At 43.6% G+C, this 16,455-nt stretch carries 15 protein-coding genes, 2 pseudogenes and 1 riboswitch; of the genes and pseudogenes, 5 read left to right on the top strand and 12 right to left on the bottom strand.

The window, feature by feature from the left end; all coding sequences use genetic code 11:
• Window positions 1-12 precede the first annotated feature (12 nt).
• Together ACOT8F_RS12100 and ACOT8F_RS12095 are read right to left on the bottom strand one after the other, a co-directional pair.
• Complete coding sequence (locus ACOT8F_RS12100) at window positions 13-201, bottom strand: hypothetical protein (RefSeq protein WP_421652164.1); 189 nt, start codon at window positions 199-201, stop codon at window positions 13-15.
• A gap of 89 nt (window positions 202-290) precedes the next feature.
• Window positions 291-494: pseudogene (locus ACOT8F_RS12095) on the bottom strand (nucleoside triphosphate pyrophosphohydrolase); the annotation flags it as partial.
• 122 nt (window positions 495-616) lie between these two features.
• Here ACOT8F_RS12095 and ACOT8F_RS12090 point away from each other — a divergent pair.
• Window positions 617-1,018: a (deoxy)nucleoside triphosphate pyrophosphohydrolase gene (locus ACOT8F_RS12090; protein WP_421652163.1), complete on the top strand. Its 402-nt coding sequence runs from the start codon at window positions 617-619 to the stop codon at window positions 1,016-1,018.
• 108 nt (window positions 1,019-1,126) lie between these two features.
• Window positions 1,127-4,030, top strand: coding sequence for a DEAD/DEAH box helicase (locus ACOT8F_RS12085; protein WP_421652162.1), 2,904 nt, complete (start codon window positions 1,127-1,129; stop codon window positions 4,028-4,030).
• Window positions 4,031-4,265: 235 nt separating this feature from the next.
• On the opposite strand, the gene ACOT8F_RS12080 is transcribed toward ACOT8F_RS12085, so the two are convergent.
• The 4 genes from ACOT8F_RS12080 to ACOT8F_RS12065 are packed head-to-tail and all read right to left on the bottom strand — an operon-like array spanning window position 4,266 to window position 7,925.
• Entirely contained in the window at window positions 4,266-5,021 is a 756-nt protein-coding gene (locus ACOT8F_RS12080) for an ATP-binding cassette domain-containing protein (protein ID WP_421652161.1), read from the bottom strand.
• A gap of 12 nt (window positions 5,022-5,033) precedes the next feature.
• Complete coding sequence (gene ssuC / locus ACOT8F_RS12075) at window positions 5,034-5,804, bottom strand: aliphatic sulfonate ABC transporter permease SsuC (RefSeq protein ID WP_421652160.1); 771 nt, start codon at window positions 5,802-5,804, stop codon at window positions 5,034-5,036.
• Window positions 5,801-6,946, bottom strand: coding sequence for an FMNH2-dependent alkanesulfonate monooxygenase (gene ssuD, locus ACOT8F_RS12070; RefSeq protein WP_421652159.1), 1,146 nt, complete (start codon window positions 6,944-6,946; stop codon window positions 5,801-5,803). The genes ssuC and ssuD overlap by 4 nt, the downstream gene beginning before the upstream one ends.
• A gap of 13 nt (window positions 6,947-6,959) precedes the next feature.
• Window positions 6,960-7,925 carry a sulfonate ABC transporter substrate-binding protein gene (locus ACOT8F_RS12065; protein WP_421652158.1) on the bottom strand — a complete coding sequence of 322 codons (966 nt, stop codon included), beginning with the start codon at window positions 7,923-7,925 and terminating at the stop codon, window positions 6,960-6,962.
• Window positions 7,926-8,057: 132 nt separating this feature from the next.
• A riboswitch (SAM riboswitch) is annotated at window positions 8,058-8,143 on the bottom strand.
• Between the two features lie 247 nt (window positions 8,144-8,390).
• Here ACOT8F_RS12065 and ACOT8F_RS12060 point away from each other — a divergent pair.
• Window positions 8,391-8,558 (top strand): DUF2292 domain-containing protein, encoded by a 168-nt coding sequence (locus tag ACOT8F_RS12060; protein ID WP_421652157.1) that lies wholly within the window; start codon window positions 8,391-8,393, stop codon window positions 8,556-8,558.
• 23 nt (window positions 8,559-8,581) lie between these two features.
• On the top strand, window positions 8,582-8,857 hold the full coding sequence (locus tag ACOT8F_RS12055; RefSeq protein ID WP_421652156.1) for a hypothetical protein: 276 nt from the start codon (window positions 8,582-8,584) through the stop codon (window positions 8,855-8,857).
• A gap of 269 nt (window positions 8,858-9,126) precedes the next feature.
• On the opposite strand, the gene rbsB is transcribed toward ACOT8F_RS12055, so the two are convergent.
• From rbsB to ACOT8F_RS12025, 6 genes are all read right to left on the bottom strand, one after another.
• Window positions 9,127-10,044: a ribose ABC transporter substrate-binding protein RbsB gene (gene rbsB / locus ACOT8F_RS12050; protein WP_421652155.1), complete on the bottom strand. Its 918-nt coding sequence runs from the start codon at window positions 10,042-10,044 to the stop codon at window positions 9,127-9,129.
• Between the two features lie 12 nt (window positions 10,045-10,056).
• Window positions 10,057-11,028 (bottom strand): ribose ABC transporter permease RbsC, encoded by a 972-nt coding sequence (gene rbsC, locus ACOT8F_RS12045; protein WP_421652154.1) that lies wholly within the window; start codon window positions 11,026-11,028, stop codon window positions 10,057-10,059.
• 1 nt (window position 11,029) lies between these two features.
• Window positions 11,030-12,511 carry a sugar ABC transporter ATP-binding protein gene (locus tag ACOT8F_RS12040; RefSeq protein ID WP_421652153.1) on the bottom strand — a complete coding sequence of 494 codons (1,482 nt, stop codon included), beginning with the start codon at window positions 12,509-12,511 and terminating at the stop codon, window positions 11,030-11,032.
• A gap of 176 nt (window positions 12,512-12,687) precedes the next feature.
• Window positions 12,688-13,083 carry a D-ribose pyranase gene (gene rbsD / locus ACOT8F_RS12035; protein ID WP_421652152.1) on the bottom strand — a complete coding sequence of 132 codons (396 nt, stop codon included), beginning with the start codon at window positions 13,081-13,083 and terminating at the stop codon, window positions 12,688-12,690.
• Between the two features lie 3 nt (window positions 13,084-13,086).
• On the bottom strand, window positions 13,087-13,965 hold the full coding sequence (gene rbsK / locus ACOT8F_RS12030; RefSeq protein ID WP_421652151.1) for a ribokinase: 879 nt from the start codon (window positions 13,963-13,965) through the stop codon (window positions 13,087-13,089).
• Between the two features lies 1 nt (window position 13,966).
• Window positions 13,967-14,947 carry a LacI family DNA-binding transcriptional regulator gene (locus ACOT8F_RS12025; RefSeq protein ID WP_421652150.1) on the bottom strand — a complete coding sequence of 327 codons (981 nt, stop codon included), beginning with the start codon at window positions 14,945-14,947 and terminating at the stop codon, window positions 13,967-13,969.
• Window positions 14,948-15,122: 175 nt separating this feature from the next.
• Here ACOT8F_RS12025 and ACOT8F_RS12020 point away from each other — a divergent pair.
• Window positions 15,123-16,303: pseudogene (locus ACOT8F_RS12020) on the top strand (oxalate decarboxylase family bicupin).
• Window positions 16,304-16,455 lie beyond the last annotated feature (152 nt).

Here is a 16,455-nt window from a genome sequence, read left to right as displayed (position 1 = left end):
GTTTCATCACCTTTACTTTTCACTGTTAAAATGATAATCAATTAATTTCTGGTATTCCTTCATTCTAATAGCCTGTGAATTATTCTCGTAGGATTGAATTTCTGCTGTATTAATCAACAGTTTTCCTAATTTAGCAGGCACTTTGTGTCGCGCAAAGACTTTATACAGTAATTCTGTTTTTCTAATGTTAATTTCTTTCAAAAAGACCACCTATTCTTCTGTTTGGTGATAATACTAATAATTAAATACTACTATAATTTCCTTTTTTCTACATACCATTTCCTTAAAAAAATTATTTCCAATAAATCAGCAAGCTCCTCAATAGCCTCAGCATTGCTTTCGGCAGCCATGTATTCCTAACGTTCTTCATAACCCTTTTTCTTTAATTCTGTTATGTATTCATCCTTTTCAAGAATGCGAGTTTCAAAGGACTTTCCAGTCGCACTGATGATCTCTGGAATTCTGTCACGGACAAGCTTGTTGTAAGTTGGCATATCGTATTCCCCCAATTTCGTCATTATCTCTTATTTTACCATTACTCTATCGGTGCGTTTCAACTGCCTGTGAGGTAAGTTATAATGAAGAAAGAATATAGGATGGTTCTAAGGAGGCTGCTATGAAAAAGAATATTCATGTAGTAGGCGCAGTAATCATTGAAAACGGCAAAATCCTCTGTGCCCAGCGGGGAAATGGCAAAGTGCTTCCGCTAAAGTGGGAATTCCCAGGCGGCAAAATTGAAGAAGGGGAAACGCTGCAAGAGGCTTTGCGCCGGGAGATTGAAGAAGAAATGCTTTGCAAAGTGGAAATTGGAGAGAAGATTGAAACAACAATTTATGAATATGACTTTGGCATAGTGCATCTTACCACTTTTTACTGCGAGCTGAAGGAAGGGAAACCGGTATTAACCGAGCATGCTGCGATGAAATGGTTAGAGCCTGGGGAGCTGCAAACGCTGGATTGGGCTCCAGCTGATGTGCCTGCTATTGAAAAAATCTCAAGAGAATCCTTTATTAACTAATAGAGAGCTACTCACAAAATGTGGGTAGCTTTTTATGTTTAATCTTTATTTGCAGGATCTACTATATCGTCTTACAATGAAAGAATACTTGGTAAATAAGGGGATATTATGTCAAATTTAGTTGAGAACTTAACGGCTTCTTTATATAAAGGGTTTATTGATCAGAAGCATACTCGCTCAGGTAATTTTCGACCTGAATTATTGGTGAATAACACCCATAAAAACGAGAATGTCTTAAATGCCGTATTGGAAGAACTGGATAAAAGCATCGACTTTATCTTCTCTGTAGCGTTTATTACAGAGAGTGGCTTAGCTACATTAAAGTCTCATTTGCTTGATTTAAAACGAAAAGGGATTCGAGGTCGGATTTTAACCTCCACCTTCTTAAACTTTAACCAGCCAAAGGTATTTAAAGAGCTGCTGAAGCTTAAAAATGTAGAAGTGAGGACAACCGATTTAAAAGGCTTCCATTCTAAAGGATATATTTTCAAACATAAAACGCATTATTCTCTTATTGTAGGTAGCTCAAATTTAACCGCCCATGCCTTAAAGGTAAATTACGAATGGAATGTTAAGCTCACATCTCATGAAGATGGGGAGATTATTCACCATTTCAAGAATCAGTTTGAGGAAGTGTGGGAGAATGCCCATATCCTTACTCCAGACTGGATAGAAGAGTATGAGAGGTCATACACTCCAATTGCAAGAGGTAATGAGATCAATCAATTGATTGAACTGCCAGCTCCTTATGAAACAAATGCTTTGAAGGAAGCTTTGAGAATTGTCCCAAATAAAATGCAAGAGACTGCCCTACTACAAATTGAGGCCGTAAGAGATGCAGGAAAAAACAAAGGGCTTATTATTTCTGCCACTGGGACAGGAAAAACCTATTTATCGGCATTCGATGTTCGCCGCTATGCTCCAAAGAGAATGCTCTTTATCGTACATCGCGAACAAATTCTTTCAAAGGCTAAAGCAGACTTTTTAAAGATACTTGGTGGAATTGAATCTGAATTCGGCATTTACTCAGGCAACATTAAGCAGACGAAAGCAAAGTATCTTTTTGCTACGATTCAAACCATCTCGAAAGAAGAGAACCTAAATCAATTTGATTCAGAGGAATTTGATTATATTCTCATAGATGAAGTACACAAAACTGGCGCCGCATCTTATCGTCGAGTCATCGATTATTTTAAACCGAGATTTTTGATGGGAATGACAGCTACACCTGAACGGACAGATGATTTTAATATCTATCAGCTGTTTGATTACAATATTGCCTACGAAATTCGATTGCAGGAAGCATTAGAGGAAGATATGCTTTGCCCTTTCCATTACTTTGGTGTCACCGACATGATATATGAGGGGGAGTTGCTTGATGAAAAGGTCTCTTTTTCAAAATTATTTGATACCGAACGAGTGGATCATATTTTAGAGAAGCTTCACTACTATGGCCATTCTGGTGAAAAGGTAAAAGGATTAATCTTCTGTAGTAGAAAAGACGAGGCAGCCAAGCTTTCAATTGAATTAAACAATAGAGGATTACGTACCGTTTCCCTAACAGGTGAAAACTCGCAGGAAGAGCGGTCCCTTGCAATAAACCAGCTTGAAAATGGGGATTTGGAATATATTTTAACCGTCGACATTTTTAATGAAGGCATTGATATTCCTTGTATTAACCAAGTGGTGATGCTGCGACAAACACAATCCAGTATTATTTTTATTCAGCAGCTGGGAAGAGGTCTTCGTAAACACGCATCAAAAGAATATGTGACCATAATCGATTTTATCGGAAACTATAAAAATAACTATTTGATTCCTGTTGCGTTATCAGGGGACAAGTCACAAAACAAAGACAACATTCGCCGTCATGTTAAGGATACAAGCTATATTAAAGGCGTTTCTACCATCAATTTTGAAGAAATCGCCAAGAAGCAGATATTCAAGGCAATAACCAATAGTAAATTGACATCACTAAAAGTACTAAGGGAAGCCTATACGGAGCTTAAAAATCGCATTGGACGTATTCCTGAACTATATGACTTTATTCAGCATAACTCGATTGATCCAGTCGTTATTGTAGAGGAGCATTTCAATTACTATCAATTTCTAATGAAAATGAAAGAAAAGGTTCCTGTTATCACAGAGTATGAAAGTAAGGTACTCACAATGCTTTCATTAGAAGTACTAAATGGACAACGGCTACATGAGATTGTATTGATAGAACTCTTAATGAAGCATAAAAGAGTAAGTATCGAAATGTATACGGATAAATTACTTGAACTAAATTGTCAAATTAGTCCTGAGAAGCTTACTTCTGTTCGTCGAGTATTCGATCTATCCTTCTTTACGAAAGTTATTAGTAAAAAATACGGGGATATACCTATCGTTGTTGCGGAAGAGGCATTTTTTACTTTTGGTCAGTCAGTGAAGGAAAGCCTTCGAACGAATTCTTATTTTAGAAGAATAGTAGAGGATATTATAAAAAGTGCTAAGGTAAAGACAAAAGCCTATCGATGTGATCAGCCGCTTACGATTAACCAGAAGTATTCTCGTAAGGACGTCTGTAAGCTCTTAAATTGGGAGAACGATGAAAGTGCTATTGTAAATGGATATAAAACAAAGCATCAAACATGTCCTATTTTTATTACCTATCATAAAAAGGCGGATATAGATGAAAGTATTAATTATAAAGATGAGTTCCTTAGCCAGGAACTCCTAAAATGGGTAACTAGAAGGAATAGAAAGTTGGATTCGAAGGAAGTAAAGGAGATCATTCATGCCGATGAGAACAACATTAACCTTCATATCTTTGTGAAAAAGGAAGATGGGGAAGGTAGCGATTTTTATTACTTAGGAAAGGCCCATCCTGATAAAACGAATATCAAGCAAAGTAAGATGATCGCTGATGGAAAAGAGCTTCCGGTTGTTCATGTTCATATGGTGATGGAGCAGACGATTGATTATAAGATTTATGATTATCTTGTTAATGGTGAAGAGCAAGCTAATTAATATGGATAAAATACAAAGAGGCCCAAAATCGGCCTCTTTCTAATTTTCCATTATTCCTTCGCACCAACTTCAAAGGCACCGGAATTCAGCCATTATCTTCTTTCTTCTGTTCACAAGATCATACATCTGTCCCATTCCTCATTCTCCTTTCCACAGCCAATACTTTTCTGCGGCGCTATTGTTCGCTTTCTGTTCCATTTCAGAGCAAGCTTAAAATATGCAGCCGGCCTTAAGCTTAAGCATTTGCAGTCCTTCTTTCCGGAATCCTCTCTTCTTTGCCAAGAATTTGATCCAATAGTTTACCTGCTTCCTGGGCAAAAGCCGCACTGTCCCTTTGTCTTGGACGCGGCAATGAAACGGGCATGTTCAGGGCTGCTTTCCCTTCGTCGATCACAATGACCCGGTCAGCCAGCGCGATCGCTTCCTCAGTATCATGTGTGACCAAAAGCGCTGTAAAACGATTTTCCTGCCAAATCTTTTCGATTAAACGCTGCATTTCAATTCTAGTCAGGGCATCTAAGGCTCCAAGCGGCTCATCCAAAAGCAGAATAGAAGGCTCATTGATCAGCGCTCTTGCCAGCGCCACTCTTTGCCTTTGGCCGCCTGACAAAACAGTTGGCCAGTCATTTGCCCGGTCGCGGAGGCCTACTTTTTCAAGCGTGCTCAGCGCTTTTTCTTTCCAATCGCCTTTCAAGCCTGTGCCGACATTCTGAAGAACAGTTTTCCACGGAAAAAGCCGCCCATCCTGAAACATCATCCTTGAATTTTTGTTCAGCCCCTTCAGCACTGTGTTATTAACCCTTATTTCGCCTTCATCCTGCCTTTCCAGTCCAGCTGCGATTCTCAGAAGCGTGCTTTTTCCGCAGCCGCTCTTTCCAACTATGGCGGCAAACTCTCCGGGTTCCAGATCCAGGCTGAAATTTTTCAAAACATCATGGCTTCCAAACGATTTTTTTATGCTTTGAAGCTGGAGCCTCCCATTGACTGTCATCCGTCACCCTCCTTATTGATAAGATGGATGCCATTTCAGGCATCTTTTTTCGATCACCTTTGCAATGAAATCAGACAGCTTGCCTAACAGAGCGTATAACAGAATGCTAAGCACCACGACATCCATTTGAAGGAATTCCCGTGCGTTTGCTGCCATGTATCCAATCCCCGAGTCAGCTGAAATAGTTTCCGCTACGATTAAGGTCACCCACATGATGCCAAGCGAGAACCGGATTCCAACCAGTATCGATGGAAGCGCAGCCGGAAGAATAATTTCCCGGAAGAGCGCAAACCCGCTCAATCCATATATTTTCGCTGCTTCAATAAGTCCTTTGTCGATCGTTTTTAATCCATGGCATGTATTCAAATAAATAGGGAACAGAACCCCAATGGCCACCAGGAACACCTTGGCTTCCTCGCCGATCCCGAACCACAAGATGACAAGCGGGATCAGCGCCAGGTGGGGAATCGTTCTCAGCATCTGAAGAGAAGAGTCGAACAGCTTTTCCGAAACGGCGGATAATCCGTTCAGGAGTCCCAGCAAAAAGCCCGCACTCCCGCCAATGATAAAGCCGATCACAGCCCTTTGTGTGCTTGTGCCGATATAGCGGAGAAGTTCGCCGGTGGATCCAAGCTTAATAGCCGCTTTTACGACATCGCCCGGGGCCGGCAAAATCCTCGAGGAAAGAAAGCCGAACTGTGACAGGAGCTGCCAGACAACGATAAAGGCTGCCGGGACAGCCCAAGGCAAAAGCTCATTGAAATTCATACGTTTTGCTGTCATGACCGGTTCGCCTCTTTTTGCTTCGGATAATGGGAATTCGCTATGATCTCGCCAAACGGGCTGAAAAATTGGCCGCCGTTTTTCTCAGGCTGTGCGAGATGAAGCTTTGGAAATAACAGCTCGGCAACTCTGTAGGCCTCCTCCAGATGGGGATACCCTGAAAGAATAAAATGTTCAACCCCAAGGTCTTTGTATTCCTCTATCCGTTCTGCCACTTCATCCGGGCTGCCGACGAGGGCTGTTCCCGCTCCGCCTCTGACAAGTCCGACACCGGCCCATAAATTCGGACTGATTTCAAGTGAATCCCTCTTACTGTGATGAAGAGCGGCCATCCGCTTCTGACCCACTGAATCAAAACGGGCAAATACTTTTTGCGAAGCCTCGATGATATTGTCATCTGCATAGCGGATCAGATCGTCTGCTGCTTCCCACGCTTCTTGAGAGGTTTCGCGGACGATGACATGAAGCCTGATGCCAAAGCGCACCGTCCTTCCAGTTTTTTCAGCAGCTAGTTTGACCCTATTGATTTTTTCCGCCACATCTGCCGGCGGCTCTCCCCATGTCAGATATACATCAATGTGATTGGCCGCAGCCTCAATGGCCGGGTCGGAGGAGCCTCCGAAAAATAAAGGAGGATATGGCTTTTGAACAGGCGGGTAGAGAAGCTTGGCTCCCTTTACGTTAAGGTGCTTGCCGCTGTAATCAGTCTCCTCGCCGGCAGATACTCTTCTCCAAATATCCAGAAACTCATTTGTTACCTCATATCTCTCGTCATGATTCAGATGAATCCCGTCTCCTGCAAGCTCAACAGGATCACCTCCCGTCACCACATTGATCAGTATTCGGCCGCCGGACAGCCTGTCAAAGGTAGCTGCCATCCGTGCCGCTGCTGACGGCGAGATCAGCCCCGGACGGACGGCGATCAAGAATTTCATTCTTTCGGTGACAGGAATAAGCGAGGATGCTGTCACCCATGAATCTTCACAGGACCGCCCTGTAGGCAGTAAAGCACCGGTATATCCCAGTTCATCCACCGCTTGTGCAATTTGTCTTAAGTATGGAAAAGTAATGGCCCTTCCCCCTGTACTCGTTCCTAAATACCTGCTGTCACCATGAGTCGGCAAAAACCAATAAATATTCATTGGATACCCCTTTCTATTTTTTGCTTTCCGCTGCTTCATTGACGTCAATCTTTACCGGTATCAGCTTAAGATTGTAGAAGGAATCAGCAATTTTCTGCTGCTGGGCGAGAACCTCCGGCTTGATTTCTTCCAGACCGTATTTTCTTCTGTTAATTGTTTTCTCCAGAGCGGAAACACTGATGTTGATTTGAGGCGATAAAAATTCCGCAGCTTTTTTAGGATTGTCCTGGACCCATTGATCTGTTTTCCGGAGCTCTGCGAAAATGGTTTTTTGAATGTCAGGATGCTCGGCGGCAAATGTTTTGTTTGCCAGTAAAAATTCGCGATTGGCCACAAGTCCCTCGCCATCCTGCACTATTTTCACCCCCAGTTTTTCTTCTGCATTTGCCAAAAATGGATCCCAGATGACCCAAGCGTCTACACTGCCGCGCTGAAAAGCACCAAGTGCATCAGAAGGCGGAAGATAAACCGTTTTCACATCCTCCGGTTTTAAATGAGCTTTCTCCAAGGCTTTTACAAGCAGGTAATGCACGTTGGATCCTTTATTCAGCGCAATTTTTTTGCCCTTAAGATCCTCCAGGCTTTTAATTTTGGAGTCCTTCGGCACGACAATGGCTTCCCCTTTAGGATTGGATGGCTCATTCCCTGCATAGACAAGCGGTGCCTTTGCTGCCTGTGCAAATACAGGAGGAGCTTCTCCTGTATGCCCAAAATCGATGCTCCCTACATTGAGAGCCTCCAAAAGCTGCGGACCTGCCGGAAACTCAGCCCACTTCACGGAATAGCCCTGTTTCTTTAATGCCTGATCGAGATTCCCCTGTGCCTTTAAGATGTTCAGTGTCCCGAATTTCTGATAACCAATGCGGATTTCTTTCCCCCCGGCTGTACCTGCTGCCTTTTCATCGTTTGCCTGGCATGCGGCCAGCAGCATGAAGGCGGCCAGGGCGAATAATGCGTAGGAATGCTTTTTCACTACCATCTGCTTTCTCCCCCTTTTTTTATTAGTTCTGGCCTTTTTCTGTCCTCTTTCAAAAAAAGAAGGCTCCATAAAAACTATAAAATTTTATTAGAATGCAAAACAGCCTCCAAAAGGGAGGCTGTTCAACCTTCCCTCTTATCTGTGCAGGAATTGGCACCGTTCAAAAAGTGGTTGCCGAGGCTTCATTGGGCCAATCCCTCCGCCTCTCTTGATAAGAGTTTAATTGTTTTGCTTGAAACACATGTTAATACACAGTAATCCGATCTGTCAACTTAATATTCAAAAAATTAAAAATTAAGCCAAAAGTCATTTTTTATAATTCCAAGTTGACTTATCGGTTAAATCGTATTTAGAATAGGAATATCCATATAATAAGCCGATCGGTTAACCGAAGGCATTTTATTTTCCAACCTGGAAATAGAGTGCCTTTTTTTATCTTATTCTTAATGAAAGGCAGGAGCGGCTATGGGAAAAGTTGATCAGGAAAAGAAAGAATACCTTCTGTCCATTCTTGAAAAGCTGGAATACGGCTCACTGTTTATCACCATTCATGAAGGGGTTATCACTCAGTTGGATATCCATGAGAAAACGAGATTGATTAAGAAAAATCCGCAGCCTAAGAATAGACAATAAGTTATGAAAGGAGACAAGGGGGGTTGGGTGAAGAACTGCATTTTCCAGATTTGAAATTTCAGCAGTATTGCAAAGAAAAATACGGTGTCAACAGAGGGATTTATAATACTATTGAAGAATGGCTGTACAGCAGAGGAGCTTATGAAATCCTCAAAAGAAGGAAATGGCTGCTTCTATTTCTCGAATTCGCAAAAAGCAGACAGCAGAATGAACAGGCTCTGCAGCTTTTTAAGATCGGCAAGGGCGAGCTTATTCCTTCTCTTGAAGTCTTTTACAAGCGGTTTGTAAAATCGGCTTAGCAGCCAGCATCACCGCGACAGCCACTTATGAAGCGGTATGCTGAGCAAAAGACCGATAAAAAACTGCGCGGCAGCTGTCTCAAAAAGCAGTTTTAAGGAGAAAATGCTATACCTTTTTTATTACAAAAACAACATATTAAAATTAGTAAAAGCAATTAAAAATTTATATCCCCTCTTATAAGACTTGAGCTCATTATTAGCCCTTTTAACAGTCGATCAGAGGGGATTTATTTAATTAATTGAATCCCTTGGCAGATCCATCATTACTTTTAGTCCTTCGCCACCAACCTCAAAGGCACCGGAATCTTTTTCTCTATCTTCTTCCCACTTAGTACATCTTTTCCTGCTTTCACAGCCAGTGACCCAATCAATTCAGGCTGCTGCGCAATGGTGGCTTCCATCTTTCCTGCTTTAATGGCGTTGAGTGCATCATCATTTCCATCAAAGCCGATGACCATAATGTCTTTACCAGAGCTGTTAATAGCCTGGATCGCACCTAATGCCATTTCGTCGTTGTGGGCGAACACGGCCTTGATGTTTGGTTTGGCCTGGAGGATGTTTTCCATGACGTTTAAGCCTTTTGTGCGGTCGAAGTCGGCTGCCTGGCTTGCTGTGATGTTGAGCTGTTTGTCCGCGACGTTGTGGAATCCTTTTCCTCTTTCGCGTGTGGCTGATGCCCCTGGTACCCCTTGGAGCTCAGCTACCTCTGCATTTTTCCCGAGCTTTTTCACTAGGTAGTCGCCAGCCATTTCGCCGCCTTTGATGTTGTCAGAGGCTACGAGAGTTTTGACATCTCCTTTTTCAGCGGAGCGGTCAAGCGTGATGACAGGGATCCCGATGTTGTTTGCTGATTGTACCGCTGATGAGATCGCGGAGGAATCTGTTGGATTTATGAGCAGCACATCTACGTTTTGCTGCATCAAGTCTTCGACATCGTTAATTTGCTTCGCTGAGTCGTTTTGGGCATCCACGACCTTTACCTGCATGCCGAGTGCTTTCGCTTCTTTTACGACGCCATCCTTTAATGAAACAAAGAACGGGTTATTTAAGGTAGAGACAGATAATCCGATTTTAATATCCTTTAGATTCTTTTTCTTCCCAGGCTTTGCCCATTCCGGTGGATCAAGGGAGCATGCGCTTAAAAGCATGAGAGATAATGCGACAAGTATGACAAGTGTTTTTTTCATAGTAGCCTCTCCTTACGCTGATTTATTTCGGTCGAGCAATACGGCAATGATGATGACAATCCCTTTTACAACCATCTGATAGAAGGAGGAGACGCCAAGCAGGTTCAAGCCGTTGTTTAACGTTCCGATAATTAAGGCACCGATCAGTGTGCCGGCAATTCTTCCTTTACCGCCTGACAGGCTTGTCCCGCCAAGGACAACGGCTGCGATCGCATCCAGCTCATATGACGTGCCGGCTGTTGGCTGCGCTGAGTTCAACCTGGAAGTGAGAATGGATCCGGCAAGGGCTGCGAGTAAACCGGACAAGCCGTAAATCATCATTTTCACACGAGGCACTTTAATCCCGGATATAATTGATGCCTTTTCGTTCCCGCCAATGGCATACGTTCGTCTGCCGAAAGGTGTTTTATGAAGAAGGACATAAAGAATGACAAAGGTGAAGATCATCGTAATTGCGGGAACTGGGATGCCGAAGAAATAGCCGCGTCCAAACAACTGGAAGAGGTAATTGTCTCCGAGACCTGTGATTGGATTTCCGTTTGTGAAGACAAGCGTGAGTCCTCTAAACAGCGTCATTGTTGCGAGTGTTGCGATAAACGGTGCCATTTTTCCTTTAGTGATTAATAGGCCGTTCACCATCCCCATGATTCCGCCAAGGATTGTTCCGATGAAAATAGCGAGAATGGGATCAACGCCTGCAATGATCATGCCTGCGGATAGAGCGCTTGATAGGGCGAGAATAGCGCCGACAGATAAATCAATGCCGCCGGTTAAAATAACAAACGTCATGCCAAAGGCGATTAAGGCATTAATGGCCACCTGACGAAGCAGGTTAAGGATGTTCAATGGTTCTAGAAAGCTTGGATTTAATATCGAAACGATAAGGACTAATAAAAGTAAACCGAGCAGCGGGCCAAGCTTTTGCGTGATGGACTGAACACTGGCTGCTTTTTTAGGCTGTGTGCCTTCGATGATTGTTTTCATGTTATAGACCTCCTGTAGCTAATGACATAATCTTTTCCTGATCAGCTTCTTCTTTTGGCAGATTTCCGGTCAGCTTTCCTTCATGAACAACAAGGATCCGGTCGCTCATTCCGAGTATTTCAGGGAGCTCAGAGGAGACCATAATAATCGCGACTCCTCTGTCCGTCAGCTCGTTCATCAGCTGATAGATTTCTCGTTTTGCCCCGACATCCACACCGCGTGTCGGCTCGTCAAGGATCAGAAGCTTTGGTCCAATCCCGATCCATTTCGCAATGACGACCTTTTGCTGATTTCCTCCGGACAGGGTGCTGACCTTTGCAGCGGCTGAAGCGGTTTTGACAGAAAGGCGCTTGATCAGCATGTCTGTAAAATCAGCCTCGCTTTGGTCGCTGATGATTCCATTAGGGGCAAAGCTGTACAGCGTAGGGAGGACCATGTTGTCTTTAATGGAGAAATCAAGGATTAATCCTTCTGTTTTTCGGTCTTCTGTAATAAAGCCGATTCCTGCTTTTACTGCCTGGTCTGGCGTTTTAATGGAGAGCTTTTTTCCTTCGAGCCAGATTTCACCGCTATCGAAGGAATCAACCCCGAAGATCGCTCTCATGATTTCGGTTCGGCCTGCTCCCATGAGACCGGAAACACCGAGAATTTCACCTGCATGCACGGTAAAGCTGATATCCTGAAAGGCGTCCTTTTTTGTAAGCGATTTCACTTCAAGGGTGATGGGTCCTTCTTTGAAGCTTCGATCAGGGAAGCGGTCATTCAGCTCCCGGCCGACCATTTTTTTCACGACATCATTGAAATTCGTTTCTGGAATCGCCTTTGTGTCAATTATTTTCCCGTCCCGCATGACGGTAATCCTGTCACAGATTGCAAAGATTTCTTCCATTCGATGAGAGATGTAGACGATCGACACGCCTTGATTTCTGAGCGAGTTCATAACATTGAACAGCTTCTGAATTTCGCGCTCCGTCAGGGCAGCTGTCGGTTCATCCATGATCATGACCTTGGCATCTGTCATTAAGGCCTTCGCAATTTCAATCATCTGCTGTTCGCCGACGGAGCAGCTGCCAGCCGGTTTATCAAGCGGAATCGAGACGTCGAGCCGGTCGAATTGTTTTATGGCAAGCGCCCTCATTTCTTTTGTCTTTAAAAAGCCGATAGGGGATCGCAATTCTTTTCCGATAAACAGATTCTCAAGCACCGTCATATCCGGCCAGATATTCAGCTCCTGATGAATAAAGGTAATACCGTTTTGCTCGGCTTCCTTTGGATTGCTGAAGACGATTTCCTTACCATCTATATGGATGGTCCCTTCATCAATGGAATGAAGACCTGTCAAAAGGTTCATCAAGGTGGATTTTCCGGCTCCGTTTTCCCCCATGAGAGCGTGAATCTCTCCTTGCTTTAAAGGGAAGTCAACTCCCCGCAGCACCTGATTGCTTCCAAATGCTTTGTGAATGTTCTTCATTTGAATGTCCATTTTTTCACCTCATTTATTTAGAAAAGGCTGTTTTCGCCAAGATTGCTGCTATTCGTAAAAGCCTTTATCACCCGTTTAGTCTAGCTTCGGGGCATCTTTTCTTAAAGTTCTTGCCTTATAGCTGGTTTGTTGAACGAAATATAGGATCATGAGCAACAAAGTTTAAGAAAAGAGCCTTAAAAGATTACACCTGCATGTAAAATACAATTGGCATAAGGTGTGATTTCACCTGTTCGGATAATAGCCTTCACGTCTTTTGAAAGGCGCTTCAATTCTTCATGAGAAACTGTTTCGATATCGGTATTTGTAAAAAAAGAGTCTAAAAAGGCTTTTGCAGCAGGGTTGGCATGTTCGATCTCAGAAGCAATGGTTACTTTTTCAATGACCATATCTGATGCCACGGCATGGACGACATCTTGAAAGGATGGCGTTCCGGCTGTGAGGGCAAGGTCAATTTTATGAACACCGTCTGGAACAGGCAGACCGGCATCCGCGATCACAATGGTGTCGGTGTGGCCAAAGTCAGAGAGTACCTTGGCTATATTGCTGTTGAGTATCCCGTGTCTTTTCATTTTTCACAGCTCCTTTTCTACTTCAGCTCGTGTTGGCATTCCGCCTTGTGCTCCGAACTTCGTAACTGAAAGGGAGGCAGCGCGATTGGCAAACCGGATGCTTTCTTCAAGGCTCATCCCTTCTGAGATCGCAACGGCAAATCCGGCATTGAAGGTATCGCCGGCTCCTGTTGTATCAACAGCTTCAACCTTAAAGGAAGGAACGGTCATTTCTTCCATGCCATTATAGAAACGGGCACCCTTGCTGCCTTCTGTGATCAGCAGTTTGTTTGGAAACTGCTTTAGTGCATCGGTAATCGAAATTTTTTCGAAGATAACGTTTGCCTCTGATTCATTCGGAGTCAGGTAGGCAGCTTGCTTTAGCACTTTTTCACTGACTGGACGGGCAGGAGCAGGATTCAAAAGGAGCGGGATGTTAACCTTATCGCAAATTTCGCTGACGTACTCAACTGTTTCTTCTGGAATCTCCTGCTGAATGAGCACCATATCCGACTCGCGAACAACATCCAGCGCTTTTTCAACAAGCGAAGGGAGCACGTATTGATTCGCTCCTTTAACTACAATGATGCTGTTGTCTCCTTCGGCTAACGTTATATGAGCGGTTCCGCTTTCTGCATGTGTAACCGGTTTCATATATTCGGTACGAACGCCGTTTTCCTTTAAATTCGCCAGGATCTGTTCTCCGAATGCGTCATCTCCGACACATCCAATCATCGTGACGTCTGCGCCAAGCCGGGCTGCTGCTACTGCCTGATTCGCGCCTTTTCCGCCGGGAACCGTTTTAAAGGATTCTCCCATAATGGTTTCCCCGATGGCCGGGCGTTTTTTCGCTTCGACGACAAGGTCCATTGAGGCACTTCCGATTACTGTGATTTTAGCCATTTCACTCTTCCTTTCTCGTGGTTTGCCTTTCAATAAAGGTGACAGGCATCTGAATGTTTTTTTGACTGACAGGTTCGTTTTGAATCAGCTTGATTAACAGCTTAGCCGCTTCCTTCCCCATATCGTAGGCAGGCTGCCTGATGGTTGAAAGAGGCGGGAATAAAAGACTGGATAACGGAATATCGTCAAAGCCGATAATCTGAAGATCTTCAGGAAGTGATTTTCCAAGACGGTGGGCTTCATGCAAAACAGCTGCCGCCACTATGTCGTTGCTGGCAATGACGCCATCTGTTTCAGGGAATTCCTCGAACAATTCGTGAGCCCACTTCTGAGCTTCTTCAAAAGAAAAAGAGGTTGTGCTCATGACATTCACTTTTGCGTTTGAATGTGACAATTCATCGATGGCGCCTCTGAAACGATCCTGGGCGGTAGGAAGATCTGCCGGGCCTCTTAGAACGGTAATCGTTTGACTGCCTCTTTTAAGGAGCACTTTTGCTGCGATTTTTCCGCCTTCCACACCATTTGCATATACGGAAGGATGATGATTTGAAACACGGTCCAGAAAGACAATTGGCAGTGAGAGGTTGTTATAGTGATCTCTGTCACCGTGGCTAGTAGCAGAGATAATTCCAATGACATTGTTTTGGATGAAGGTTTCAATGTACTCGGATTCTTTTGCAGGCATTTCATCTGCATTGCCGATCATCAGCCGAAAGCCCTGTTCCTGCATCTCGTCCTCTACACCGCGGGCAAGCTCAGGGAAAAAGGGGTTACGGATATCAGGGAGCAGCAGTCCAATCAATCTTGATTTTTTCTTATAAAGGGATCGGGCCACTTCATTTGGTTTGTAATTTAATTGCTGAATCGCATCATTTACGAGTTTCCTAGTATCTTCATGCACATAACCGTTATTATTTAAAACTCGGGAAACTGTTGCAACGGATACACCAGCCTCTATTGCAACATCTTTAATTTTTATCAATGCTTTCACCTCTGATATGTAACCGGTTACACAATTAAAATAGCACAGCTTAGGGAAATTTACAATAGTTTGATATTTTTCATCCTGGAAACTGGCACAGTAACCATTCGAAGCCCAAGTCATACCCTATGAAAAAGGATTTCGATGAATAACGCATATAATGAGGAGTGCAGTGATGGAAAAACGAACCTTACATCAATCGGGGGGAAATATACCTCAGCCAATTCGAAGTGACGGAGCTGGGGGGATTGACTCCGGACCGCGTAATATTATGCGGGATCTTCAAAATCCCGATATGCTCGTCCCGCCGATTACGGATGCGGGCTTGCTCCCAAACTTAAAATTCTCATTCTCAGATACTTCTATGATATTAAAACACGGTGGATGGTCCCGTGAAATCACGGTGAGGGAACTTCCTATAGCAACCACCCTTGCAGGAGTAAATATGAGTTTAAACGCAGGCGGAATACGTGAACTCCATTGGCATAAACAAGCAGAATGGTCCTATATGCTGTTAGGAAGGGCACGCATAACTACGGTTGATCAACAAGGACGAAATTTTATTGCCGACATCGGACCGGGAGATATTTGGTACTTCCCGCCAGGCATCCCGCATTCTATTCAAGGGCTGGACCATTGTGAATTTCTGCTCGTTTTTGATGACGGAAACTTTTCCGATCTTTCCACTTTATCGATCTCCGATTGGTTTGCGCATACCCAAAAAGATGTTCTGTCTGCCAATTTCGGAGTACCAGAGAGTGCTTTTAACTCCATTCCTTCTAAACAGGTCTATATCTATCAAGGGGAGGTACCAGGTTCACTGGAAAGTCAAAAAGTCCAGTCACCCTACGGAGAAGTTCCTTTAACTTTCAAGCACGAGCTGTTGAAACAAACACCAATTAAAACTCCTGGCGGCAGCGCACGAATTGTAGACTCTTCTAACTTCCCAATTTCACAAACAATCGCAGCAGCACTCGTTGAGATTGAGCCAGGTGCAATGAGAGAGCTTCATTGGCATCCCAATAACGATGAGTGGCAGTATTACCTTACCGGACAAGGGCGAATGACAGTATTTACTGGAAACGGTACAGCTGGTACATTTGATTATAGAGCTGGCGATGTCGGATATGTACCCTTTGCTGCTGGACACTATATTCAAAACACCGGTACCGAAACATTATGGATTTTAGAGATGTTCAAAAGCAGCCGCTTTGAAGATGTATCGCTAAATCAATGGATGGCACTGACTCCTAAAGAATTAGTTAAGAGCAACTTAAATGTCGGATCAGAATTGCTCATTCTCTACGCAAGGAGAAATGGCCCGTTGTAAAATATCCCGGGTATCCTACTGCCTAAAAAACAGGTAGATAAAAGTGGATTTTATTGACATATTTTAAGATAATTCTTTTGGGTAAGATGCAAGGTTATTTTGAACAAAGAAGAGCATAAAAGGGACCATTGTCGGTCCCTTTTATTGTTCTTCTTTAATAGTTAAAATCGCGTTATTA

Source organism: Chryseobacillus diguaensis (assembly GCF_049220665.1).
Taxonomy (GTDB): Bacteria; Bacillota; Bacilli; order Bacillales; family Bacillaceae; genus Metabacillus_B.
The sequence above is the reverse complement of the archived record's forward strand: the minus strand, read 5'-3'. Positions and strand labels throughout refer to the sequence as shown.